30 protein-coding genes are annotated in these 22,411 nt (G+C 69.7%); 6 read left to right on the top strand and 24 right to left on the bottom strand.

Annotated elements, in window-relative coordinates:
- The first annotated feature begins 86 nt into the window (after nt 1–86).
- The gene (locus tag AC4NN1_RS09240) at nt 87–662 is read left to right on the top strand and encodes a DnaJ family domain-containing protein (RefSeq protein ID WP_491955113.1); all 576 of its coding nucleotides are present in this window, start codon (nt 87–89) and stop codon (nt 660–662) included.
- Between the two features lie 3 nt (nt 663–665).
- Here the strand turns inward: AC4NN1_RS09240 and AC4NN1_RS09245 are convergent, their stop codons facing one another.
- The 3 genes from AC4NN1_RS09245 to AC4NN1_RS09255 form a co-directional block, all read right to left on the bottom strand.
- On the bottom strand, nt 666–1,649 hold the full coding sequence (locus tag AC4NN1_RS09245; RefSeq protein ID WP_018185533.1) for a Gfo/Idh/MocA family protein: 984 nt from the start codon (nt 1,647–1,649) through the stop codon (nt 666–668).
- Nucleotides 1,650–1,766: 117 nt separating this feature from the next.
- On the bottom strand, nt 1,767–2,924 hold the full coding sequence (locus AC4NN1_RS09250; protein ID WP_018185534.1) for a cystathionine gamma-synthase: 1,158 nt from the start codon (nt 2,922–2,924) through the stop codon (nt 1,767–1,769).
- Nucleotides 2,921–3,910 carry a pyridoxal-phosphate dependent enzyme gene (locus AC4NN1_RS09255; RefSeq protein WP_116228105.1) on the bottom strand — a complete coding sequence of 330 codons (990 nt, stop codon included), beginning with the start codon at nt 3,908–3,910 and terminating at the stop codon, nt 2,921–2,923. Before AC4NN1_RS09255 ends, AC4NN1_RS09250 begins: the two co-directional genes overlap by 4 nt.
- Before the next feature lie 222 nt (nt 3,911–4,132).
- Between AC4NN1_RS09255 and AC4NN1_RS09260 the strand changes: the two genes are divergently transcribed.
- Nucleotides 4,133–4,678, top strand: coding sequence for a flavin reductase family protein (locus AC4NN1_RS09260; protein WP_018185536.1), 546 nt, complete (start codon nt 4,133–4,135; stop codon nt 4,676–4,678).
- A 19-nt stretch (nt 4,679–4,697) separates the two neighbouring features.
- On the opposite strand, the gene AC4NN1_RS09265 is transcribed toward AC4NN1_RS09260, so the two are convergent.
- Both AC4NN1_RS09265 and AC4NN1_RS09270 read right to left on the bottom strand, forming a co-directional pair.
- Nucleotides 4,698–5,204, bottom strand: a complete 507-nt coding sequence (locus tag AC4NN1_RS09265) for a MarR family winged helix-turn-helix transcriptional regulator (RefSeq protein WP_018185537.1) — start codon at nt 5,202–5,204, stop codon at nt 4,698–4,700.
- A gap of 33 nt (nt 5,205–5,237) precedes the next feature.
- Entirely contained in the window at nt 5,238–5,462 is a 225-nt protein-coding gene (locus tag AC4NN1_RS09270; protein WP_018185538.1) for a ribonuclease H family protein, read from the bottom strand.
- Between the two features lie 110 nt (nt 5,463–5,572).
- Between AC4NN1_RS09270 and AC4NN1_RS09275 the strand changes: the two genes are divergently transcribed.
- Both AC4NN1_RS09275 and AC4NN1_RS09280 read left to right on the top strand, forming a co-directional pair.
- A complete protein-coding gene (locus AC4NN1_RS09275; RefSeq protein WP_336125949.1) occupies nt 5,573–5,728 on the top strand; it encodes a hypothetical protein in 156 nt (51 codons plus the stop codon).
- A gap of 32 nt (nt 5,729–5,760) precedes the next feature.
- Nucleotides 5,761–6,114 (top strand): DUF7882 family protein, encoded by a 354-nt coding sequence (locus AC4NN1_RS09280; RefSeq protein ID WP_018185539.1) that lies wholly within the window; start codon nt 5,761–5,763, stop codon nt 6,112–6,114.
- Nucleotides 6,115–6,315: 201 nt separating this feature from the next.
- Here the strand turns inward: AC4NN1_RS09280 and AC4NN1_RS09285 are convergent, their stop codons facing one another.
- Nucleotides 6,316–6,639: a DUF7882 family protein gene (locus tag AC4NN1_RS09285; protein WP_018185541.1), complete on the bottom strand. Its 324-nt coding sequence runs from the start codon at nt 6,637–6,639 to the stop codon at nt 6,316–6,318.
- A 61-nt stretch (nt 6,640–6,700) separates the two neighbouring features.
- Here AC4NN1_RS09285 and AC4NN1_RS09290 point away from each other — a divergent pair, with 61 nt between their 5' ends.
- Nucleotides 6,701–7,030: a DUF7882 family protein gene (locus AC4NN1_RS09290; RefSeq protein ID WP_018185542.1), complete on the top strand. Its 330-nt coding sequence runs from the start codon at nt 6,701–6,703 to the stop codon at nt 7,028–7,030.
- Here the strand turns inward: AC4NN1_RS09290 and AC4NN1_RS09295 are convergent.
- The 6 genes from AC4NN1_RS09295 to AC4NN1_RS09320 form a co-directional block, all read right to left on the bottom strand.
- On the bottom strand, nt 7,020–7,268 hold the full coding sequence (locus AC4NN1_RS09295) for a hypothetical protein (protein ID WP_491955114.1): 249 nt from the start codon (nt 7,266–7,268) through the stop codon (nt 7,020–7,022). The genes AC4NN1_RS09290 and AC4NN1_RS09295 overlap by 11 nt on opposite strands.
- The gene (locus AC4NN1_RS09300) at nt 7,262–7,585 is read right to left on the bottom strand and encodes a DUF7882 family protein (protein ID WP_491955115.1); all 324 of its coding nucleotides are present in this window, start codon (nt 7,583–7,585) and stop codon (nt 7,262–7,264) included. The genes AC4NN1_RS09295 and AC4NN1_RS09300 overlap by 7 nt, the downstream gene beginning before the upstream one ends.
- Nucleotides 7,586–7,592: 7 nt before the next feature.
- Nucleotides 7,593–8,141: a Dps family protein gene (locus tag AC4NN1_RS09305; RefSeq protein ID WP_018185545.1), complete on the bottom strand. Its 549-nt coding sequence runs from the start codon at nt 8,139–8,141 to the stop codon at nt 7,593–7,595.
- Nucleotides 8,142–8,263: 122 nt separating this feature from the next.
- Nucleotides 8,264–8,503 (bottom strand): hypothetical protein, encoded by a 240-nt coding sequence (locus AC4NN1_RS09310; protein ID WP_363456742.1) that lies wholly within the window; start codon nt 8,501–8,503, stop codon nt 8,264–8,266.
- Nucleotides 8,504–8,571: 68 nt separating this feature from the next.
- The gene (locus AC4NN1_RS09315; RefSeq protein WP_018185547.1) at nt 8,572–8,889 is read right to left on the bottom strand and encodes a hypothetical protein; all 318 of its coding nucleotides are present in this window, start codon (nt 8,887–8,889) and stop codon (nt 8,572–8,574) included.
- 90 nt (nt 8,890–8,979) lie between these two features.
- Entirely contained in the window at nt 8,980–9,270 is a 291-nt protein-coding gene (locus AC4NN1_RS09320) for a hypothetical protein (RefSeq protein WP_018185548.1), read from the bottom strand.
- A 377-nt stretch (nt 9,271–9,647) separates the two neighbouring features.
- Here AC4NN1_RS09320 and AC4NN1_RS09325 point away from each other — a divergent pair, with 377 nt between their 5' ends.
- Nucleotides 9,648–9,839 (top strand): hypothetical protein, encoded by a 192-nt coding sequence (locus AC4NN1_RS09325; protein ID WP_311869013.1) that lies wholly within the window; start codon nt 9,648–9,650, stop codon nt 9,837–9,839.
- Between the two features lie 18 nt (nt 9,840–9,857).
- Here AC4NN1_RS09325 and AC4NN1_RS09330 read toward each other — a convergent pair whose 3' ends face one another.
- The 12 genes from AC4NN1_RS09330 to AC4NN1_RS09385 all read right to left on the bottom strand — a co-directional run bounded on the left by AC4NN1_RS09330 (nt 9,858) and on the right by AC4NN1_RS09385 (nt 22,286).
- A complete protein-coding gene (locus AC4NN1_RS09330) occupies nt 9,858–10,664 on the bottom strand; it encodes a lytic transglycosylase domain-containing protein (protein ID WP_363456735.1) in 807 nt (268 codons plus the stop codon).
- Between the two features lie 114 nt (nt 10,665–10,778).
- Complete coding sequence (locus tag AC4NN1_RS09335) at nt 10,779–11,354, bottom strand: hypothetical protein (RefSeq protein ID WP_491955116.1); 576 nt, start codon at nt 11,352–11,354, stop codon at nt 10,779–10,781.
- 20 nt (nt 11,355–11,374) lie between these two features.
- Nucleotides 11,375–12,520, bottom strand: a complete 1,146-nt coding sequence (locus tag AC4NN1_RS09340) for a zinc-dependent alcohol dehydrogenase (protein ID WP_491955117.1) — start codon at nt 12,518–12,520, stop codon at nt 11,375–11,377.
- A 79-nt stretch (nt 12,521–12,599) separates the two neighbouring features.
- Nucleotides 12,600–13,301, bottom strand: a complete 702-nt coding sequence (locus AC4NN1_RS09345; protein WP_336125932.1) for a response regulator — start codon at nt 13,299–13,301, stop codon at nt 12,600–12,602.
- Nucleotides 13,298–15,811 carry a sensor histidine kinase gene (locus AC4NN1_RS09350; RefSeq protein ID WP_311858885.1) on the bottom strand — a complete coding sequence of 838 codons (2,514 nt, stop codon included), beginning with the start codon at nt 15,809–15,811 and terminating at the stop codon, nt 13,298–13,300. The genes AC4NN1_RS09345 and AC4NN1_RS09350 overlap by 4 nt, the downstream gene beginning before the upstream one ends.
- A 2-nt stretch (nt 15,812–15,813) precedes the next feature.
- The gene (kdpC, locus tag AC4NN1_RS09355; RefSeq protein ID WP_491955118.1) at nt 15,814–16,428 is read right to left on the bottom strand and encodes a K(+)-transporting ATPase subunit C; all 615 of its coding nucleotides are present in this window, start codon (nt 16,426–16,428) and stop codon (nt 15,814–15,816) included.
- Between the two features lie 19 nt (nt 16,429–16,447).
- Complete coding sequence (kdpB, locus tag AC4NN1_RS09360; RefSeq protein WP_491955119.1) at nt 16,448–18,613, bottom strand: potassium-transporting ATPase subunit KdpB; 2,166 nt, start codon at nt 18,611–18,613, stop codon at nt 16,448–16,450.
- Nucleotides 18,614–18,616: 3 nt separating this feature from the next.
- A complete protein-coding gene (gene kdpA / locus AC4NN1_RS09365) occupies nt 18,617–20,290 on the bottom strand; it encodes a potassium-transporting ATPase subunit KdpA (protein WP_116228094.1) in 1,674 nt (557 codons plus the stop codon).
- Complete coding sequence (gene kdpF, locus AC4NN1_RS09370; protein WP_018185558.1) at nt 20,290–20,379, bottom strand: K(+)-transporting ATPase subunit F; 90 nt, start codon at nt 20,377–20,379, stop codon at nt 20,290–20,292. The genes kdpA and kdpF overlap by 1 nt, the downstream gene beginning before the upstream one ends.
- On the bottom strand, nt 20,376–20,522 hold the full coding sequence (locus tag AC4NN1_RS09375) for a hypothetical protein (protein ID WP_018185559.1): 147 nt from the start codon (nt 20,520–20,522) through the stop codon (nt 20,376–20,378). The genes kdpF and AC4NN1_RS09375 overlap by 4 nt, the downstream gene beginning before the upstream one ends.
- Before the next feature lie 116 nt (nt 20,523–20,638).
- Nucleotides 20,639–21,238, bottom strand: a complete 600-nt coding sequence (locus AC4NN1_RS09380; protein ID WP_020097935.1) for a DUF1349 domain-containing protein — start codon at nt 21,236–21,238, stop codon at nt 20,639–20,641.
- Nucleotides 21,239–21,284: 46 nt separating this feature from the next.
- Nucleotides 21,285–22,286 (bottom strand): acyltransferase family protein, encoded by a 1,002-nt coding sequence (locus AC4NN1_RS09385; RefSeq protein WP_491955120.1) that lies wholly within the window; start codon nt 22,284–22,286, stop codon nt 21,285–21,287.
- Between the last annotated feature and the right edge of the window lie 125 nt (nt 22,287–22,411).

Below are 22,411 nucleotides of genomic sequence, written 5' to 3' on the forward strand. Positions count from 1 at the left end.
CCTCGCTGCATACCGGGTATGTGTTTTCTGAGTATATGCATACCGGGCAACATCCACACAACGCCCACCCGTCTTACGCTGGAGGAATGGCCGACGACCGAGCCGCGAACGACGACCCCCGCCTCACTGCGGCGCGCTATCGCGTCGAAAAGGCGGCGCAGGAGAACGGCGAGGAACCGCCCGCCGAACCGGAGCGTCACTCCGGGACGCCCACCGGCACGGAGCGCGCGATGTACGTCGAGACCGCGATCCAGCAGGCCATCCGGCGTGGCGACTTCGACGACCTCCCTGGCGCCGGCAAGCCCCTCGAAGGCCTGGGCGGCTCGCACGATCCGGACTGGTGGATCAAGCGGAAGATCCGCACCGAGCAGCTCTCCGGCCTCGGCCCGCCCGCTCTGCGACTGCGGATCGAGCACGCCGAGTTCGAAGACCGCGTCGACGCCTTCCACCGCGAGGAGGACGTCCGCGAGTACACCGCCGACTTCTCGCGCCGCGTCGTCGAGGCGCGCAGGCAGCTGCAGGGCGGACCGCCCGTCGTCACCCCGACCCGCGACCCCGACGCCGAGGTCGCGGCCTGGCGGGAACGGCGCGCGGCGCGGGCCGCGGCATCCGCCCCTCCCGAAGCTCCCGCGAAGCCGCGCCGTCGCTGGTGGCGGCGGTAAGGCTCAGCCGATGGCGGCGCGCCACTCGGCCAGGAGCCGCGCGATGGTGCGGGTCTCGTCCCACGGCACCTCGGGCGCCTCGGTGCGCCCGTCGCGGAGCGCACGGATCGTGGCATCCGCCTCGGCCGCCATCGGCTGCACCGTCGGCACCTCGATCTCCTCGCGCGTGCCGTCGGTGCGGATGAGGGTCGCCGCCTCGGTGCTGTCGGTGCGACTCCCCCACACGTTCGGGATCTCGAGCGTCGCATCCCGCCCGACGATGCGCGTCAGCCGAGGCAGGTCGTGCACGATCGCGGTGCGGATGTTCGCCGACGCACCGCCCAGATCGATGGATGCCGCCGCGCTCACATCGACGCCGGTCTCGCCGATCGTGCCCGCCGCCGCCTGCACGGCCAGCCCCGACAGGTCGTGGCCGGCCCAGGCCGCGACACCGACGACGAGCGACAGCGGGTAGCAGCCGACGTCGAGGATCGCGCCGCCCGCCGTCGCGGGGTCGAACAGCCTGCCGGTGTGCGAGCCGGCGGCGAAGCCGAGCGACGACTCGATCTCGACGAGGTCGCCCAGCGCGCCGCCGCCGACGATCTCCCGCAGGCGGTCGGCGAAGGGACCGAAGCGGTACTTGAAGGCCTCGACGAGCGGGAGTCCCGCCTCGCGCGCGGCGCGGACCGCGGCATCCGTCTCGGCCGGCGAGACGCCGAGCGGCTTCTCGCAGAGGACGGCCTTGCCCGCGGCGAGGGCGCGGTGGACGAGCTCGGTGTGCGTCGTGTGGACCGTGCCGATGTACACCGCGTCGATGTCGTCGCGGTCGAGGATCTCGTCGTACGTGCCGACGACGGCTGCGCCGTGGGCCGCGGCGAACTCCTCCGCACGCGACACGTCGCGCGCGCCGACCGCGTGGAGGCGTCCGAGCTCCGAGTCCGGGAGCGCGTGGGCGAAGTCGCCGCTGATCGCTCCGGCACCGAGGATGGCCCAACGTGCGTGTGTCATCCGGCCACGCTATCGCCCGCGCCGCGGCCCGGATGCAGGTTCAGCAGCGCATCGGATGCCGGATGGGGCCCGATCGCACCGTTCTCCCTGCACTCGGCATGCGCAGCGCCGCCGGCGTCAGGCGTCGAGCGCCTGCTGGATGTCGGCGAGCAGGTCGTCGATGTCCTCGATGCCGACCGACAGCCGGACGACCTCGACCGGCACGGCCGCCTCGGTGCCGCGCACCGAGGCGTGCGTCATCGCGTCGGGGTAGTTCACGAGCGACTCGACGCCGCCGAGCGACTCGGCCAGCGTGAACAACCGCAGCGACTCGGCGAAGCGCCGCGCCGCCTCGCCCGATTCGAGGGCGAGCGACACGATGCCGCCGAAGCCGGACATCTGCCGCGCCGCGAGCTCGTGCCCCGGGTGCGACCCGAGTCCCGGGTAGTAGACCCGGGCGACGCGGTCGTGTCCGTCGAGGAAGGATGCCACGGCCATGCCGTTCTCACTGTGCCGCTGCATGCGCACCGCGAGCGTCTTGATCCCGCGCGTGGTGAGCCACGCGTCGAGCGGGCCCGACACGGCGCCGACGGCGAACTGGATGAAGCCGACCTTCTCGGCCAGCTCATCGTCGTTCATGACGAGCGCACCGCCGACGACGTCGGAGTGCCCGCCGAGGTACTTGGTGGTCGAGTGCACGACGACATCGGCGCCGTGCGAGAGGGGGCGCTGCAGTGCGGGCGTCGCGAAGGTGTTGTCGACGACGACCAGCGCATCGACGGAGTGTCCGACCTCGGCGAGGCCGGCGATGTCGGTGATGCGCAGCAGCGGGTTGGACGGCGTCTCGACCCAGAGGATGCGGGGCGCCTTCTCGGCGACGGCGGCGCGGACGGCGTCGAGGTCGCTCATGTCGACGACGCGAAGGGTCACGCCCCAGTCGCCGAGCACGCGGGAGATGAGGCGGAAGGTCCCGCCGTACACGTCGTTGCCGAGGAGTACCTCGTCGCCCGGACGCAGCACCGCGCGGAGCAGCGCGTCCTCGGCCGCGAGGCCCGATGCGAACGACAGCGCGTGCGCGCCGCCCTCGATCGCGGCGAGCTGCGTCTGCAGCGCGGTGCGGGTCGGGTTGCCGCTGCGGCCGTACTCGTACCCGCCGCGGAGCCCGCCTATGCCGTCCTGGGCGTAGGTGGTCGAGAAGTGGACGGGAGGGATGACGGCGCCGGTCGCCTCGTCGGGCTCCTGACCGGCGTGGACGGCGAGGCTCGCGAAGCCGCGAGCGGAGGACTGTGCACTCATGCGAGGCTCCCGGTGGTCTCGGAATCGGTGGTGACGGAGAAGCCGTGGGCGGTCATCCAGTCGTCGTCGTAGATCTTGCTGAGGTAGCCGCGGCCGTGGTCGGGCAGGAGCACGACCAGGACGGCGTCTGCGGGCAGGTCGCGGGCGACGCGGAGGGCCGCCACCACCGCCATGCCCGACGAACCGCCGACCATGAGCCCTTCTTCGCGGGCCAGCCGACGCGTCATCGCGAACGCCTCGGCATCGCTCACCCGCTCGTAGCCGTCGACGACGGTCGGGTCGAAGGTCGCGGGCATGAAGTCCTCGCCGACGCCTTCGACGAGATAGCCGTGGATGTCGCCGCCGGAGTAGATCGATCCCTCCGGATCGGCGCCCACGACGGTGACACGTCCCGACGACGCCTCTTTGAGGAACCGCCCGGTGCCGCTGATCGTCCCGCCCGTGCCGACACCCGCGACGAAGTGGGTGACGGTTCCGTCGGTATCGCGCCAGATCTCGGGCCCGGTCGTCTCGTAGTGTCCGCGCGGTCCGTTGAGGTTGGCGAACTGGTTCGGCTTGAACGCGCCGGGGATGGATGCCGCGAGCCGATCCGACACGCTGTAGTAAGAGTCGGGGTGCTCGGGCGGCACGCTCGTCGCGGTCATGACGACCTCGGCGCCGTAGGCCTTGAGGACCGCAACCTTCTCACCCGCGAACTTGTCGGGGACGACGAAGATCATCCGGTACCCGCGCTGCTGGGCGATGAGGGCGAGGCCGACCCCGGTGTTGCCACTGGTCGGCTCGACGATCGTGGCGCCGGGCTTGAGGTGGCCGTCGCGCTCCGCCGCGTCGATGATGTTCCGCGCGATGCGGTCCTTGGCGGAGCTGCCCGGATTGAAGTACTCGACCTTGGCGAGGACCGTGGCTTCGATGCCTTCGGTGACCTTGTTCAAGCGGACGAGCGGGGTGTTGCCGACCAGATCGGCGATGGAGGTGGCGTAACGCACGTGTTCTTCCTGACGGGATGCCGCACTCGCAGAGGTGCGGTCGCTGTGTGGGGTCGCGGATGTCGCCGGGGAACCGGCGGTCAGAGACGACAACAGCGAAGGGTCAGCACCCGACCAGAGTAGCGGACGCCCGGCATCCGCGGCGGGCGTCATCTGACGCAACAGAACGAAAGCTTCGGACACACGACCCTCGTCCCGCCCGCGCGAACGTAGGTTCGTTGTATGACGTCTCCCGCTCACGCCGCATCGAACGACCGGGCCGCCTCCGGATTCACGGAGTCGCTCTCGCCCGAGGAGTTCAAAGCCGTCTTCCGCGGGCATCCCGGCGGCGTCGCCGTCATCACGGCTGATGCGGGGAACGGACCGGTCGCGCTCACGGCGACCTCGGTGTCGTCCGTCAGCGCAGACCCGCCGCTGCTGATCTTCTCGGTGTCGGCGCAGTCGTCGGCCGCTCCCGTCCTGGCCGCCGCCGAGACCATCGTCGTCCACCTGCTGGACGCCGACGACCTGCGGGTCGCCGAGGTGGGGGCGACGAGTGGGATCGACCGCTTCGCGGAGCTGCCCTGGTCACGCCTGGTCACCGGTGAGCCCGTGTATCACGGGGTTCGCGCGTGGGTCCGGTGCGCCGTCATCGACCGGATGGATGCCGGGGGCTCGACCGTCATCGCCGCGCACGCCGTGCAGGCGAACATCACCCGCGACTCCGAGGCACCGCTCGTCTATCACAACCGGACCTGGCACCGGTTGGGTCCTGACACCGCTCTCTGAGGGAGCGGCTCGCGCGGGATCAGGAACGTCGCGCGAGGTCGTCCAGTGCGGCAGCGATCCGGCGGATCGTCTCGGCGGTGGTCTTCGCTTCGCCTTCATCCAGGCTGTCGATGACCGACACCACGGCCGCATGGTGCGCACCGTAGACCTCGTCGACGAGGTCGTTGGCCGACTCCGACGGCATCAGGTAGTGGGCACGTCGGTCCGTGGGGTGCTGCTCGCGCGTCACATACCCTTTGCCCACTAGGCGCTCGATCACGTTCGTGACGGTCGCACTGGAGGTACCGAGCATGACGATCAGGTCCTTGGGACTGATCTCCCGCTCTTCCCGTCGCGCCTGGACGAGGTAGCGAAGAGCGGCGAGGTCGATCCCGCCGAGTCCGGAGATCCGCTGCGAGCGGTCCGCTTGGACCTGCTCGGCATGGCGGAGCTCGAGGATGGCGCTACTGAGTAGGCGTCCGGCCTCGGTGTGGGGCTGCGATGCATACAGGTGCGTGTGCTCATGTCGAACGATGGACTGAGGCATGTCAACTCCTCGGCTCGTGACGGGTGTCGAACATCATCCGATCGCCGCCCGAGCCTCAGCCGCATCCGGATACTTCCCGACGAACCCTCCGGCGTGATCTCGGGTGATCCAGCCTGCGGGGCTCTGCTCGACGGTTCCGAGGAACCGCCCGTCGGTGTTGCCGACCCAGAAGCCCGCCTCGACCTCGTGCCACGTCGCGATCTTCTCGCTGACGTCCACGGAGCCGTACGAGTCGAGCACCTCCATCGACTTCACCACCTTACATGTCTGAATCTGTGACAGTTATTGTCCTTCTCGAAATCAATGATAGACATGAGTTGTGAAATACACTAGATCTATTGTTTAGCTAGTAATTCAGGAACGGACAGATGACACCCTCACCCGCACACCCCATCCCGGCGCCCTTCGCCTCGATCGGTGTCGCTCTCATCCCCGAGCAGCGCACGGGCTGGTGGGTTCCCCTCATCACCTCTCTTTCACGCCCGCGAGCGCACCGCACGACGGCGCAGCCCGCACACCACTGACCACAGCACCCCGAACCAACCAGGAGAACGTCATGGGAAGCCTCTACTACGGGAACGTCGAATCCCCCATCGTCATGCCCGACCGCATCCTCGCCCACCTCGCCGCGATCGCGACGACCAAGCTGCGCCGGAGCGAGAGCTTCGTCGTCTCCTGGAAGGGAACCGGCGACAACGGCGAGGGCCGCACGACCCTGTGGTTCCAGCCGGCGATCCCGCTGCGCTTCGTCTACGACCAGTCGGCTGCTGTCGCGCTGAACCCCGCCACCCTGCGGGAGATGGCCGACCAGGCCACGTCGAACGGGGGCCTCGTCCTCGACGCAGATCTGGACATCCCCGAGATCGGTGCCGCACGCACCGAGGCGCGTCGGCCGGTGGTCGCCGCGTGAGCCACCCCGATCTCAGCGACGAGGCCGACGCCTACGAGGACGCCCTCGCCGCCGATTTCACCGAGCGCTTCGGGACCCCTCCGCTGTTGGTCTGACCGTTCTCCGAGCACACGAACTCGTGCCGCCCCTCCGCCGTTCCCCCCCCACGGCGTCGACGGGGCGGCATGTTTCGTTACGGGAGGCGACGCGGGGACCCTCGCGTCAGGCGCTGGGGTCGCCCTCGCCCGCATCGGCAGGCTCCGGAACCAGGTGCAGACCCGCCGGCGAGTTCGCCGCGTACATGAGGGCCTCCGACCACGCGCGGTTGATGCGCGACTGTCGGCTTCCGTAGTACTTGAAGACCAGGGATGCGTGCGGGTGAAGCCACACGGAGGTCCGTCCCTCGCCGATGCTTTTGTCGTCGCGCCACGTGAAGTGGAAGGACTCGCCACGACGGAGTTTGTTGCCGATCACCTGCTGCAGGTGCGCCAGCGTGCGGTCCTCGAAGTCCACCTTGATGGAGTCCTCATAGATGAACTTGCCCACGGCAGCCCCCTCGTCGTGTCATCTCGGTATCGAAACGACGTCTCCCCATTATGGTGTCCCCATGGGCCTGATCTACTACGGCGGCTCGGCGATGCCCATCCGCATCGAGGACCGCGCACTCGCTCACCTCAAGGTGGTGGTCGCGACCAAGCTCCGCCGTTCGGAGAGCTTCACCGTGTCGTGGCAGCATCCGGACGATTCCCCGCGAGGGCGGACGACGATCTGGTTGCATCCCGCGATCCCGCTCAGGTTCGTCTTCGACCACGCGGAACCGCCGACGCTGAACCGCGAATGGATCGAGGAGCTCGCGGCATCCGCCAATTCCTCGGGCGGGATTCAGCTGCCGGCGCGGATGTTCGATGAGGACAGCGGGCCCGACGTCACGGAGTGAGGTGCCCCCCGGCGGCGGCCTCGGGCTCGGACTCGTCCGGGATCGGGATGAGAGCGATGGGGACGCCGGGCGAGATGAGCAGGTGAGCCGGACGAGGAGCGCCCTCGCCGTCGTTCACCACGATCCATCCGTGGCCCGCGTCGAGCGCCGCAGCCACCTGTGCCGAGAAGGTCTCGAAGGACTCCTCGCCGATGCTGTACAGGGTCCCCCCGTAGTGCACGTCGATGCGCTTCACCATGCCACGCTCTCCTGTTCCGCCTCTGCGGGTTCCGGGACGATGTAGAGACCGGACGGGGAGTTCGCGACGGAGGCGAGCGCGTCCACCCATGCGAGGTTCAGCGGCGCGCGCTGACCTCTGTAGAACTTGAAGACGAGCGTGCACCGCGGGTGCAGCCAGATGCTGGTGCGGCCGTCGCCGATCGCGGCGTCGTCCTTCCACGTGAAGCGGAAGGACTCGCCGCGACGGAGCTTCGACATGATGACCACCTGGAGGTGGGCAAGCGCACGGTCGTCGAAGTCGACCTTCAGCGTGCCATCGTAGATGAACTTCCCCACCGGGGGGTCACCGGGGCGAACGGTTCTCGGCGCTGATCATCCACGCGAACTGCTCGAGGCTCTCGAGGATGCTGTGGAGGATGTCGGCGCTCGTCGGGTCCTCGTCGTCGACGTCGTCGTGGACGTCGCGGCAGGTGCCGATGACGGCCTCGAGACGCTCGGTGACGAGGTCGATGACGTCGGAGGTCAGGACCTCGCCGTGCGGGAACTCGGGAAGCGTCGTGGTCTCGGCCACCGTGTCGCTCCGGCCGTCGGGAACGGCGTGCAGGGCGCGCATGCGCTCCGCGATCGTGTCGCTGAACTCCCGCGCGGCGTCGATGATCTCGTCGAGCTGGAGGTGCGTGTCGCGGAAGTTCTTCCCGACGACGTTCCAGTGCGCCTGCTTGCCCTGGATCGACAGCTCGAGGAGGTCGACGAGAACGGCCTGCAGGTTGTCGCTGAGCTTCTGGGAGGCGGTGAACCCGCGCTCGGCGTTCTGCTCTTCGGTCAGCTGTGCGCCCGACTTGCCGGGGCGGCGCTTGTTGCGGGTGGCGGGCTTCGTCTGAGTGGTCGTCATGGGACGGCTCCCCTTCTGTCGCGGAACGTGGATGCCTCCCACGCTAGGACGAAGGCGATCCCGAGGTCATCGGGTTGCGCGGCCCGGGAGGCGGTGATATCCCCGGAGCTCACGCTCCCGGCTCACTCCTCGATGCGAGCGAGAGCAGCGGCCATCTCGTCGTCGGACAGTGACAGACCCGCGTCCGTGAGCCGCTGTGCGAGGACGTTCCGCGGATCGACGCTGTCGTGCCCCTGCAGATCGGCTCGGGTCTGGGCGATGATGCCGTCGAGCTTCTGCCCGGCATCCGCGGGGTTCACCGACATGGCGGGCTCTGCCTGTACGGCGTCGCCGGCGCGGCCGGCATCCTGTGCATCACTCATGGCGTCAGTGTGCTCGTCTTCGCGGGCGCGGTCATCCCCTTGACCGGGCGCGACGACCCGGATAGGTCTCAGGAATGCGGTGAGCGCTCCGGATGGATCGTGGGCCCGCGCCACTTCGGGGAGAACCCCTCGACCTCGAAATCGTCGTACGCCGCCGCGACGGCTTCGGTGGGAGGGTCCCGTGGTTCGGGCACCGGGATCAGCGCGATAGGGACACCCGGCGTGATGAAGAGGTAGGCGGGGCTCGCGCTTCCGACGCCGTCATTGACGGCCAGCCAGTGCTGGCCGTCGCGGGCGCCCTCTTGGATCTCGCGATGGACGTCGTCGAGCGTCCGGTTCGCGACGCTGTACCACTGCCCGCCGTACGAGATGTCGATGCGTCCCATCGGTTCTCCTCGGCTGCGATCGGTCTCGACATCCACCATCTGTCGTGGCGTCGCGCGTGTCACGTCCTTGACATGTTCGGGTGCCGCCGTTTAGAGCGCCGCCAGGGGCGGGCGGTGCGCGATCGGCTTCGGCTTGGCGCGGCGCGGAGCGCAGGCCGCGACGTGTCGGGCTGCACCGATCAGAAGCTGGTCCATGTCCGCGAACCACGCGCTCCCCGAGCCGCCGTGGACCCAGGTCACGTCGAACCCGGCGGGGTCCGCCGCCTCGACGTAGGCGATGACGCTGGCGGCGTCGGAGCTGTCGACGCGGGAGTCGCAGAGGCGCCACGCCGTCGGCGACAGCGGCTGCAGGATCAGCTGATGGACGGGATCGGCACTCATGGCGCACCTCCGAGGTGTGGTGTCCGCGATCGTCGCTGATCGCCGGGGGTGAGGTCTTCACTCGCCCCTCACCCTCACTCGCGCTCGTCGGACGGGTGAGGGGCTTGACACCGAGAGGACCCCAAGTTAGCTGGAGCGGGTAGCAGAACGACGCCTCGCGAGTCAATGCCCCCCTTCCGGAACCGGCACCCCGATTACCGTGATCACCGCAAGGTAAGTAGGCGGATGGTCGAGACGAGAGGTGTTCGGGTCACCGATCCTTTCCCACGCTTATGAGGGGCCCCGGCGATCGGGCTTATCGCCGGGGCCCGACCTTTGCAAGGCCCCCGGCTCGATGGCATCCGCGGCCTACGTTGACACGAACGAGAGGAGCACCCATGACCGAGCACGAGGCCGCCCCCGAGTCCGATTCCTCGCTCCCCGGCGGGAATCTGCCGGACGAGGACCCCATCGAGGCCGTATCCAAGGCTGCCCGCAACGACGAGCCGGTTCCCATCGAACAGATCGAGCCCGGGGTGGACCCCGACTCGGCCGATTCCAGTCGATCGCTCAACCGCACGGGCGACTGAGTTCGCCAGCCCGACGCGTCAGCCCAGCTCGACGCGTTGCGCGTACTCGTTGGCGCGGGTGGCGACGTCGTTGATGTATCGCGTCAGCGGGTTGTAGGTGAAGACGGCGTCCCGCCAGGCCCTCTCGGTGCCGAGCGGCCCGGACCGGCACAGATACCGGGCAGCGGCGAGGGCGGCGTCGTCGATGTTGTTGGGGTCGCGGACGCCGTCCGCGTCGCCGTCCGCGCCCCAGCGCCGCCACGTCTCGGGGATGAACTGCAGCGGGCCGACGGCACGGTCCCACTGGTCGTCGCCGTCGAGAGCGCCGCCGTCGGTGTCCTCGATCGCAGCGACGCCGTCACCAGTGAGCCGCGGCCCGAGGATGCGAGGCGCGACGAGGCCGCGCTTGGTCAGCGTCGCCCCGCCGTAAGAACCGTGCCGGGACTCCACCCAGCCGATCCCCGCGAGGGTGTTCCAGGCGATGTCGCATGATGGCTGCTCGTGCGCGACGGTCAGGTCGGCCGCCGCGTAGGCGATGACCGCACGACGCGGGATGCCGGTGGCCGCCGCCACCTCGTCGGCCCACGCTCCGTCGACGAGATCGACGGCGGCAGCCCGTGAGGGGTTCGCCCCGGCCACAGCGACAGCAGGCGGGGGTGCCACCGCCCAGCGGGACGACACGGGCGGCAGGGGCGGCTCAGCGGGCTCGGCGGCCTGCGGGGGCGTGGAGGGCAGGCAAGCGGCGAGGAGCACCACGACCGCCGCAGGGGCGACGCCCAGCCCGACGGCGAGCGCTGCGGAACGTCGTCGCGCGCGCGCAGCCGGAGCCTTGCGACGTGCCGCCATCTGCGTCCTCCCCCGGTCGACTGCCCGCACCACGCTAACCCGCGCCGGTGGAGATCCGCTGGGGCCGAAGCCGCACCCGACCCGGTGAGGGATGCCGAGGAGCGAGGCGTCGCGTCAGCGACGGGATGCCGGGACGGCCGCCGCGCGCGCGATCCGGAACACGACCACGGCCGCCGCGACCCACGGCCCCACGACCAGGACGGGGTCGAGCCAGGCATGCTTCACGTCGACGCGGCCTCGTCCGAACCTCGACGCGATCGGATGCCGTCCGCGTTCGCCGAACACCCCCGACTGTGTCACCGGATCGTCGGGACGCCGCGAGAACAGCGACCTCACGTGCGCGCCGGCCGACTCCACGCGGTCTCCCAGGATCAGCAGCATCCAGTGCGGAGTCTGCCCCTCGCTGTAGCGCGTATAGGCGACCCGCCGGATGAGGCCCGAGAGCCCGTGGAGGGGCTGCGCGGTGCCGAACACGGGCGTGAGGCGTTCGTGCTCGAGCGATCGCTCGCGACCGGCGCCGTGCGGCTGTTGCTCGGGGACGCGCCAGTGCGCACCGGTGTCGATCCCGGGTTGCTCGCGGGGGAACGCGGGACGATCCGCCGGGTCGAGATCTGCACCCCACCCCGGGATGTGGCGACGCAGGTCGTCGGGATCGGGGGTCTGGCCGGGCTTGTCTGCGGTGTACGGCATGATTCCTCCTCGGATGCGGGTCAGGCGCCGAACGTGATGACGGGCTTGACGATGCCGTCGAGCTTGGATGAGAACACGTGGTACCCCTCGGCGATGTCGTCGAGGTCGAAGCGGTGGGTGATCAACTCGCGAGGAGCGATGCGTCCCGCTCGGATGTGTTCGAGCAACCGCGGCCACTGACGCTTGACCGGCGCCTGGTTGGCACGGATGGTGAGCCCCTTGTTCATGGCGTCGCCGACCTTGACGGCGCTGAACAGCGGGCCGTACGCACCCATCACCGAGATGGTGCCGCCCTTGCGGACGGCGTCGATCGCCCAGTTGAGGGCGACGGGAGAACCGCCCTGCAGTTTCAGCTTGGCGGCGGTCACGTGCTGGACGACGTGCCCGTCGGCCTCGGCGCCCACGGCATCGATGACCGAGTCGGCGCCGAGTCCGTCGGTCATCTTCTTGAGGGTCAGGACGATGTCATCGACCTGACCGAAGTGCACGGTCTCGGCGAACGCGAAGGCGCGCGCCTTCTCGAGGCGGTAGTCGAGGTGGTCGACGACGATGACGCGTCCGGCTCCCATCAGCCAGCACGAGCGAGCGGCGGCGAGGCCGACGGGTCCCGCACCCAGCACCACGACGGTGTCGCCCTCGACGATGTCGGCGAGCTGCGAACCGAAGTAGCCGGTCGAGAAGGCGTCGGTCAGCAGGAGCGCATCCTCGGAGGCGATGTCATCGGGGATCACCTGGGGGCCGACGTCGGCGAAGGGCACCCGGACGAGCTCGGCCTGACCGCCGTCGAATCCGCCGGTCGAGTGCGAGTAGCCGTAGATGCCACCGATCGCCGTGGCGTTCGCGTTGACGTTGTGGCAGTTCGAATACAGCCCGCGCGCACAGAAGAAGCACGAGCCGCAGTAGATGTTGAAAGGAACCATGACCCGGTCGCCCGGCTTCAGGTTCTGTACCGACGACCCGACCTCCTCCACCCGGCCGATGAACTCGTGCCCGAAGGTGTGCCCGATCCGCGTGTCGGGCATCATGCCGTGGTACAGGTGCAGGTCGGAACCACAGATCGACGCCAGTTCGACGCGCACGATGGCGTCGTTCGGGTGCGCGATCACGGGATCGGGCTTGCGGTCGACGCGGATCTTGTACGGTCCGCGATAGGTCATCGCCTTCATCGGTCCTCCTCAGGTTCCGGGCGAGCCTGGTCGCCGGGAACGCGAGGAGGGAGGGGGTTGCGCCGCCCGCGCCGACGTGTCAGCCCGCGGCGGGCCCGCCGAGCTCGAAGCGATACCCCATGCCCGCCTCGGTGAGGATGTGACGTGGATGCGCCGGATCCTCCTCGAGCTTGCGGCGCAGCTGCGACACGTACAGGCGCAGGTACCCGGTGTCGCTCACGTGCTCGCTCCCCCAGATCGAGGTCAGGATCGTCTGGCGGGTGACGAGCTTGCCGGGGTTGCGCAGCAGGATCTCGAGCAGCTGCCATTCGGTCGGCGTGAGCCGCACGCGCTCGGTCTGACCACCGGTGGTCTTCATGACGCTCCGCGCCGCCAGGTCGACGGAGATCGATCCGAACTCCGTCACCGGATCGGGCTCCTGCTGCGGGGCGCGACGGGTCAGGGCGCGGATGCGCGCCAGGAGCTCGTCGATCGAGAACGGCTTCGTGACGTAGTCGTCCGCACCGGCGTCGAGCGCGTCGACCTTGTCGGCCGCGCCCGTGCGTCCCGACACGACGAGGATGGGCGCATCGGACCAGCCGCGGATCGCGTGGATCACCTCGATTCCGTCGAGCTGCGGCATCCCGAGGTCGAGCAGGAAGATGTCGGGGTGGTGATCGACGGCCGCCGAGATGGCCTGCGCGCCGTCGGCGGCGGTGAACACCTCGTATCCGCGCGCCGACAGGGTGATGCGGAGCGCTCGGACGATCTGCGGATCGTCATCGGCGATGAGGATCTTCATGCGGATGCCTCCTCGTCGGCGACCGGCAGCGACACGACCATCGTCAGCCCGCCGCCGGGGGTGTCCTCGGGGGTGAGAGCACCGCCCATGCCTTCGACGAATCCCTTCGACAGCGCGAGGCCGAGACCGAGACCGGTGCTGTTGTCGGTGTCGCCGAGCCGCTGGAACGGCACGAACACGTCGTCGCGGCGTTCGGCGGGGATCCCCGGTCCGTGGTCGATGATCCGGATCTCGGCAACCGCACCGAAACTGCTCGTCGCGACGCGCACCTTGCGCCCCTCGGGCGAGTGGCGCAGCGCGTTCGCGAGCAGGTTGACCACCACGCGCTGCAGCAGGACGGGGTCGGCTCGGAGCTCCACATCCGGCTCGAGGTGGATGTCGACGGATGCCGGTCCGGCACCGAGCTCTTCGAGGGCGGGGAGGATGACGTCCGCCGGGTCGATCGTGAGGAGCGAGACCGCGAGGGCCCCGGCCTGCAGCCGGCTGACGTCGAGGAGGTCGGTGACGAGCGCGGCCAGCATGCCGAGCGACTCGTCGGCCGTCTGCAGCAGCTCGTTCCGATCGCCCTCGCTGTAGGTGCCGTTGCGGAGCCCGCCCACGGCCGCCGTCGCCGCGGCGAGCGGGCGGCGGAGGTCGTGACTGAGGGCCGACAGGAGTGCGCTGCGGACCCGATCGGATGCCTCGAGGGGAGCGAGCCCGCTCGCGACCTCGGCGAGGTCCTGCTGCTGCAGGGCGGCATCCATCTGGGCGACGATGGCCGACAGGAGGCGGCGCTCCGACGCCCGCAGGTCGTGACCGTGGAGCTCGAGGACGGCGCGCTCCCCCACCGGCACGGCGGTGAACCGGCCGCCGCGGAGGGGCTCGCCGCTCGCCGCCAGGATGGTCTCGTCACCGGACGTCCCCCCGCTCGAGGTCGTGCCCGCAACGAGACGCACGCCCGCGAGACGGAACGCCTCGCGGGTCCGTTCGACGAGGGCCTCGACGGCGCCCGCACCGCGGAGCACGCTTCCTGCCACGGTCTGGAGGAGCTCGGACTCCGCCGCCGCCCGTCGGGCCGCACGCGTCTGGCGGGCGGCGCGGTCGACGACGACGCTGACGAGGATCGCGATGACGACGTAGAGGGAGAGGGCCAACAGATGCTGCGGCTCGTGCACATGAACGGTGAACAGCGGCTCGACGAAGAAGAAGTCCAGCGTGATCCCGCTGAGCAGCGCCGCCCAGAGGGCCGGCCAGATGCCGCCGACGAGCGCGACGACGACGACCAGCAGCTGGTAGCTCAGCACGTCGCTCGTGATCGACTCGTCCGTGCGGGTGACGAACAGCAGCCACGTGAGGAGCGGCCCCCCGAGGAAGGCGACCGCGAACCCCGCGAGCCGGCGCTTCATCGAGAGCGCACCGCCCAGCCGCGGCAGCGCGAACCTGCCGCCCGCGGCGGAGTGGGTGACGATGTGGACGTCGATGTCGCCGGATTCGCGGATGACGGTGGCGCCGATGCCGGGGCCGGCGAAGACCGCGGCGAGCCTGCTGCGACGACTCACGCCGAGGACGAGCTGCGTCGCGTTCACCGACCGGGCGAACTCGACGAGCGCCGTCGGCACGTCGTCGCCGACGACCTGGTGGAACGTGCCGCCGAGCTTCTCGACGAGCGTCCGCTGCTCCGCGAGCGCTCCGGGATCTCCGCCGCGCAATCCGTCGTTGCTCGTGACGTGGACGGCGAGGAGCTGACCGCCGGCCGAACGGGCGGCGATACGGGCCCCGCGCCGCAGCAGGGTCTCACCCTCGGGCCCACCCGTCAGGGTGACGACGACCCGCTCGCGCGCCTCCCACCTGCTGTCGATGCCGTGCTCGGCGCGGTAGGACGTGAGGGCCTGATCGACCTCGTCCGCCAGCCACAGGAGGGCGAGTTCGCGCAGCGCCGTGAGGTTGCCGAGCCGGAAATAGTTCGACAGGGCGGCATCCACCCGTTCGGCCGGGTACACGAGCCCGCCGGCGAGACGGTCCCGGAGGGCCTGCGGTGCCAGGTCGATGACCTCGACCTGGTCCGCCGTGCGCAGGACCTCATCGGGGACCGTCTCGCGCTGGGGCGCCCCGGTGATCTGGTGGACGACGTCGTTGAGGGACTCGATGTGCTGGATGTTGACGGTCGAGATGACGGAGATCCCGGCATCCAGCAGCTGCCGCACATCCTGCCAGCGCTTCTCGTTCGCCGAACCCGGCGCGTTGGTGTGGGCGAGTTCATCGACGAGGGCGACATCCGGATGCCGCGCGATCACGGCGTCGAGGTCCATCTCGGTGAGCGTGACACCCCGATGGGTGATCTCTCGGCGCGGCACTTCCTCGAGTCCGTCGGTCATACGCAGGGTCGCGGCCCGGCCGTGGGTCTCTACGACCGCGATGACGACGTCCGAGCCCTCGCCTGCCAGGCGCCGGCCCTCCTCGAGCATCGCGTACGTCTTGCCCACGCCGGGAGCCGCGCCCAGCAGGACGCGCAACCGTCCGCGTCCCGCCACTGTCAGCCTCCTAGCCGGTCGAGCGCCAGATTGAGTTCCACCACGTTGACGGTCGACCCGCCGAGGTACCCGAGGTCGGGACCCTGGGTGTGCTCGGCGACGAGCGTGCGCACCTCGTCGACCGGGAGGTTCCGGGCCCGGGCGACGCGGTCGACCTGGATCGAAGCGTACGCGGGGCTGATGTGCGGGTCGAGTCCGGAGCCGGAGGCGGTCACCGCATCGGCGGGCACCTCCGACTCGGCGACGCCCTCACGCTCGGCGATCGCGGTCTTCCGCTCGGTGATCGACGAGATGAGGTCGGTGTTCTCGGGGCCGAGGTTCGAGCCCGACGAGGCGCCGCCGTCGTAGCCGTCGCCCGCAGCGGACGGGCGGGATTGGAAGTACTCGGGGAGTGCGGCACCGTCGGCATCCGTGAAGGACTGGCCGATGAGGGACGAACCGACGACCTCACCCGACGCGTCCCGGACGAGGGAGCCGTTCGCCTGGGCGGGCAGGGCGACCTGTCCGACCAGGGTGATGAGGGCGGTGTACCCGAGGCCGAGGACGAGGGTGAGGACCACCATCGCGCGGATCGAGACGAGGACGGTGCGCCCGGTGGCGCGGGACGAGCTGTTCATGACGGGGATGTCCTTCGGATCAGAAGCCGGGGATGAGGCGGACGAGCAGGTCGATCAGCCAGATCCCGATGAAGGGGGCGACGACACCGCCCAGGCCGTAGACGGCGAGGTTGCGGCCGAGGATCGATGAGGCACCGCCCGGCCGGTACCGCACACCGCGGAGGGCCAGCGGGATGAGGGCGATGATGACGAGCGCATTGAACACGATGGCCGACAGGACAGCGGATGCCGGCGAGTGCAGCCCCATGATGTTCAGGGCCCCCAGCTGCGGGAACACGCCCATGAACATCGCCGGGATGATGGCGAAGTACTTGGCGATGTCGTTCGCGATCGAGAACGTCGTGAGCGCGCCGCGCGTGATGAGCAGCTGCTTGCCGATGCGGACGATGTCGATGAGCTTCGTCGGGTCGGAATCGAGGTCGACCATGTTGCCGGCCTCCTTCGCGGCCGATGTTCCCGAGTTCATCGCGACACCCACGTCGGCCTGCGCGAGGGCGGGCGCGTCGTTGGTGCCGTCACCGGTCATCGCGACGAGGTTGCCGCCCTCCTGCTCCTTGCGGATGTAGGCGAGCTTGTCCTCGGGGGTCGCCTCGGCGAGGAAGTCGTCGACGCCGGCTTCCTTGGCGATGACGGCCGCCGTCAGCGGGTTGTCGCCCGTGATCATGACCGTCCGGATGCCCATCGAGCGGAGCTCGGCGAAGCGTTCGCTGAGGCCGTCCTTCACGACGTCCTTCAGGTGGACGACGCCGAGCACGCGACCGGTGCCGGTGGCATCCTTCGTCGCGACGACTAGCGGAGTGCCGCCGGACTGCGAGATCTCCTCGGTGCGCGCCGTGAGGCCGGTCCGCACATCAGCAGACAACGGCGAGCCGTCCTGCTCGAGCCACCCGATGATCGCCGAACCGGCGCCCTTGCGGATGGACGAGCCATCGGGCAGGTCGAGACCGCTCATGCGGGTCTGCGCCGTGAAGGGCACGATGACGCCCTGGGATTCACCCGTCACGTCGACGCCGCGGCGGACCGCGAGGTCGACGATCGAGCTGCCCTCGGGGGTGGGGTCGGCCAGCGACGACAGCGCGGCGGCGCGGGTGAGCTCGGCCTGCGCCATCCCATCGAGCGGGACGAACTCGGATGCCTGGCGGTTGCCGTACGTGATCGTGCCGGTCTTGTCGAGCAGCAGCGTCGTCACGTCGCCGGCTGCCTCGACGGCACGACCCGACATCGCGAGGACGTTCCGCTGCACGAGGCGGTCCATGCCGGCGATGCCGATGGCCGACAGGAGCGCGCCGATCGTCGTCGGGATGAGGCAGACGAGGAGGGCGACGAGGACGGGGATGCTGACCGGTGCCGCCGCGTACGAGGCGACGGGGTTCAGGATGAGGGCCACCACCACGAAGATGATCGACAGGCTCGCGAGCAGGATGTTGAGCGCGATCTCGTTCGGGGTCTTCTGCCGGGCGGCGCCCTCGACGAGGGCGATCATCCGGTCGACGAAGGTCTCGCCGGGCTTGGACGTGATCCGTACGACGATCCGGTCCGACAGCACGCGGGTACCGCCCGTGACCGCGCTGCGATCACCACCGGACTCGCGGATGACGGGGGCCGATTCGCCCGTGATGGCCGACTCGTCGACCGAGGCGATGCCGTGGACCACGTCGCCGTCGCCGGGGATCAGGTCGCCGGCCGCGACGACGACGACATCGCCGAGTGTGAGGTCGGCCGACGAGACGTCATCGATCGTGACGCGCTCAGCGGCGACATCCGACTGCGCGTCGTAGCCGGCCACGCGGTGCGCCACCGTGCTCGTGCGGGTCTTTCGGAGCGTCTCGGCCTGCGCCTTGCCACGGCCTTCGGCGACCGATTCGGCGACGTTCGCGAAGAGCACCGTCAGCCACAGCCACACCGCGATGACCGCCGTGAACGGGACGGGGACGGGGGTGCCTCCGGAATCCGACGGCCCGCCCGTGAACGGCTCGGCGATGGCGAGGGCGGTGGTCAGCGCGGCGCCGAGCCACACGATGAACATGACGGGGTTGCGCCACTGGGCACGCGGGTCGAGCTTGCGGAACGCGCCGGGGAGGGCGGCCGCGATCGCGGCGCCGTCGATGCCGCGCCGGGTCGCCGACGCGGACGCGGCGGCAGGAGCGGAGGAAGCCGGGGCTTCGGAGCGGAGAGGTGTGGACATGGGTCAGATCAGTCCTTCTGCCAGGGGACCCAGCGCGAGTACGGGGAAGTAGGTGAGAGCGGTCACGATGAGGATCACGCCGACGAGGAGACCGACGAACAGCGGTCGGTGCGTCGGGAGCGTGCCCGCCGTCGCGGGGATCCTGTCCTGCGCGGCGAACGAGCCCGCGAGGGCGAGGACCAGCACGATCGGGACGAAGCGCCCGAGCAGCATCGCGACGGCGAGCGCCGTGTTGAGCCACGGTGTGTTGGCCGTGATACCCGCGAACGCGGAACCGTTGTTGTTGGCGGCCGAGGTGAACGCGTAGAGCACTTCGCTGAAGCCGTGGATGCCGGGGTTCCAGATCGACGTCGTCGTGACGTCGTCGCGGACAGCCGGGATGGCGAAGCTGAGCGCCGTGCCGACGAGTACGAGGATCGGGGTCACCAGGATGTAGATGCTCGCGAGCTTGATCTCGCGGGGACCGATCTTCTTGCCCAGGTACTCGGGCGTCCGCCCGACGAGCAGGCCCGCAATGAACACCGCGATGACCGCCATCACGAGGATGCCGTAGAGGCCCGATCCGACGCCGCCGGGGGCGAGCTCGCCGAGCATCATGTTGAGCATCGGCATCATCCCGCCGAGCGCGGTGAACGAGTCGTGCATCGAGTCGACCGCACCGGTAGAGGTGAGCGTGCTCGTCGACCCGAAGATCGTCGAGCCGACGATGCCGAAGCGCATCTCCTTGCCCTCCATCGCCGCACCGGCGAGAGCGGGGGCGGTGCCGCGACCGGCGAGCTCGAACGCCGTCAGGGCGAGCGTCGAGGCGAGGAACAGGACGCCCATGGCGCCGAGGATCGCATAGCCCTGTCGCTTGTCGCCGAGCATCGTGCCGAAGGTGCGCGGCAGCGAGAACGGGATGATCAGCATGAGGACGACCTCGAACAGGTTCGTCCAGCCGGTCGGGTTCTCGAAGGGGTGCGCGGAGTTGGCGTTGAAGAATCCGCCGCCGTTGGTGCCCAGGAGCTTGATCGCCTCCTGGGAGGCGACGGGGCCTCCGGGGATGTTCTGCGCCCCACCGACGACGGTCGCGACGTCGCTGAATCCGGTGACGTTCTGGATGACGCCGCCGGCCAGCAGCACGATCGCCGCGATGACCGCGAGCGGCAGCAGGAGGCGGAACGTCCCGCGGGTCAGGTCGACCCAGAAGTTGCCGATCGTGCCGCTGCGGCGGAAGGCGAGGCCGCGGACGAGGGCGACGGCGACGGCGAGGCCGACGGCCCCCGAGACGAAGTTCTGCACGGCGAGGCCGGCGAACTGCACCGTGTAGCCGAGGGTCAGCTCGGGAGAGTACGACTGCCAGTTGGTGTTCGTCACGAACGAGACGGCCGTGTTGAACGACAGGTGCTCACTGGGCGCGGGGAGACCGAGGGACCAGGGCAGCCACTGCTGGGTGCGCTGCAGCGCGTAGACGATGAGGACGCCGACGGCCGAGAAGGCGAGGACGCTGCGGGCGTACGCCTGCCAGGTCTGGGCGGATGCCGGGTCGACGCCGATCAGCCGGTACAGACCGCGTTCGGCCCGGGCATCCTTCGGCGACGAGTAGACCCAGGCCATGTAGTCGCCGAGGGGCCGGTAGGCGACCCCGAGGATGAGGGCGAGAGTGGCGAGGGTGAGGACAGCGGGAAGCCACTCCATCAGAACTTCTCCGGCTTCACGAGTGCGACGAACAGGTAGACGACGACGGCGACGCCGAGGACGGCGGCGATCAGATCGAAGACGATCACAGTCGGTCCACCGCCTTCGCGAACAGACCGATGATCACGAACAGGGCGAGGACGCCCAGGACGTAGACGATGTCGAGCACGAGTGAGGCTCCGATTTCGAGGGATGCGGGCCCTGATCGGGCCGGCACGCCGGTGGGGCGCATCCCTGATGGAACACCTCCGCGCGGGCGCCGCCGGGCCTCCTCACGGAATCCATACGCCCGGCGGCGGCGTCCTCACGGGATCCTCACGGGGGCCCTCGTTCCCCCTGCCGGCGGGCTCAGTGCAGGTCGGCGTCGGCGGCGCCGCGGCGCCAGGCCGTGAACGGCACGGTGAGCCCGGCGCGACTCGGCGCGCAGACGAACGGCCCCGCCGCGGCATCCAGGTCCGCCGCGAACGGGATGACCCGCACGAGCCGCAGCGGCTCGCCGTCGGCGGCCGCCCGGACGGTCAGCGCGGTGCCCTGTCGACTGATGCGCACGGTGATCCGCCTTGACCGCCAGTGCGGGACGGGGGCGAGGGACCAGTCCGACATGCCGTCCGTGACGACGGCGCCGAGGTTCAGCTCCCCGTCTGCGAACTCGATGCCGGCTTTGACCCACCGCGTCTCGTCGACGCGGACGAAGAGCCCCGCCTGGTCGAACTGCGCCTCGAACGGGATGTCGAACTCGACCTCCATCGCGGCGTCGTCGGGCAGCGGAGCGAGGAGCGCGTGCTCGGTGTCGTGCACGAACCCGTAGGAGGTGAGCCGCCAGGCGTCGCTGCCCTCCTCGGCGGTGACCAGCAGCATCCCCTCACGTTCTTCCGTGGCTCGCGGAGGCGTGGTCCAGGTGCCCTCGGACCAGTCGATGGATGCCACGGCTCGGACGGGTTCGCTCATGCCGCCAGGCTAGCGGCCGTCGTCAGCCCAGGCGGATGCCGGCGGATCAGCGCGTCCGCGCCGGGCCTTTCCGGGGCTCCAGCACTCGGACGAGCCACGCCGGTCGAGCGTAGACGCCCGGAATCCAGCGGGTGACACGGTGCACGGCGAGGCACCCGGCGATGGTCACCGCTGTCATCACGGGGGCAAGGAGGTCCGTCAGGGCGCCCGCTCCGTCGGCGAAGGCGAGGTTGACGACGGCATACACGACCAGCAGGACGTACCAGTGCAGCAGGTAGATCGGCAGCGTGTTCCTCCCCAGCACGGACATCCACGCGAAGACACGCAGTCCCGACATCGCTCGCGCGGCGAGGCACCCCGCCGCCACGGCCAAGACTCCCAGGGCGAGCCTGACCCCCACGACCTCCAGGAGAGCGAACTTCGCCACAAAGGCGGCAGCGGCGGCGAATGCGGCGACAGCGACCGCCGCCCACCAGATGCTCACGGACGCGATCATCGGCCGAAGCCGCGTCGATGTCTGCACCGCGAGCAGGAAGAAGATGAGGTTGTAGAGGGTCTTGTCTATCTCGATGGATCCGGTGGTCAGGAGCCCCATCCCGAACACGACACTCACCGCCACGGCGATGCCGAGCGCGGCCGCTGCCGGGATGCGGACGGCGAACCACGCGACGGCGAAGTGGACGATCAGTGCCCAGATGAACCAGGTCGCCGGCGTCGGAATGACCGGGATCAGCAGGAGCGAGAACACCACCGGCCTGTCCGTGGCACCGGTCAGCGGCAGGACCAGCACGGCGACGACCGCGATGATCGACCAGAGGACGTAGACCCAGGCGAGGTGCGAGATCCGGGTACGCAAGAGGTCAACGAGAGGCAAGCGGATGGCTCTGCCGGCGAACAGGCCGGCGGTGAAGAAGAAGAGCGGCAGGCGGAACGTGTCGAGCAATCCGACGAATTGACCCCAGTGGCCGGAGACCCCGCTTCCCGCGTGGTTGAACACCGTGTGCAGGAACACGACCATGATGATCGCGATCGCCTTCGCGGCGTCCACCCAGTCGACCCGACCCTGAGGCGCGTCGACTGAGCGTGATCCGTCCACCGAAAGTCCCCGTGTCGTGCGCATCGCTCGGCTCCCCAGCCCGGTCCGCCGATCCCATTCGGCTGTGACGACTGGCG

The sequence above is a fragment of the Microbacterium sp. MDV22-iso44 genome (assembly GCF_058629135.1).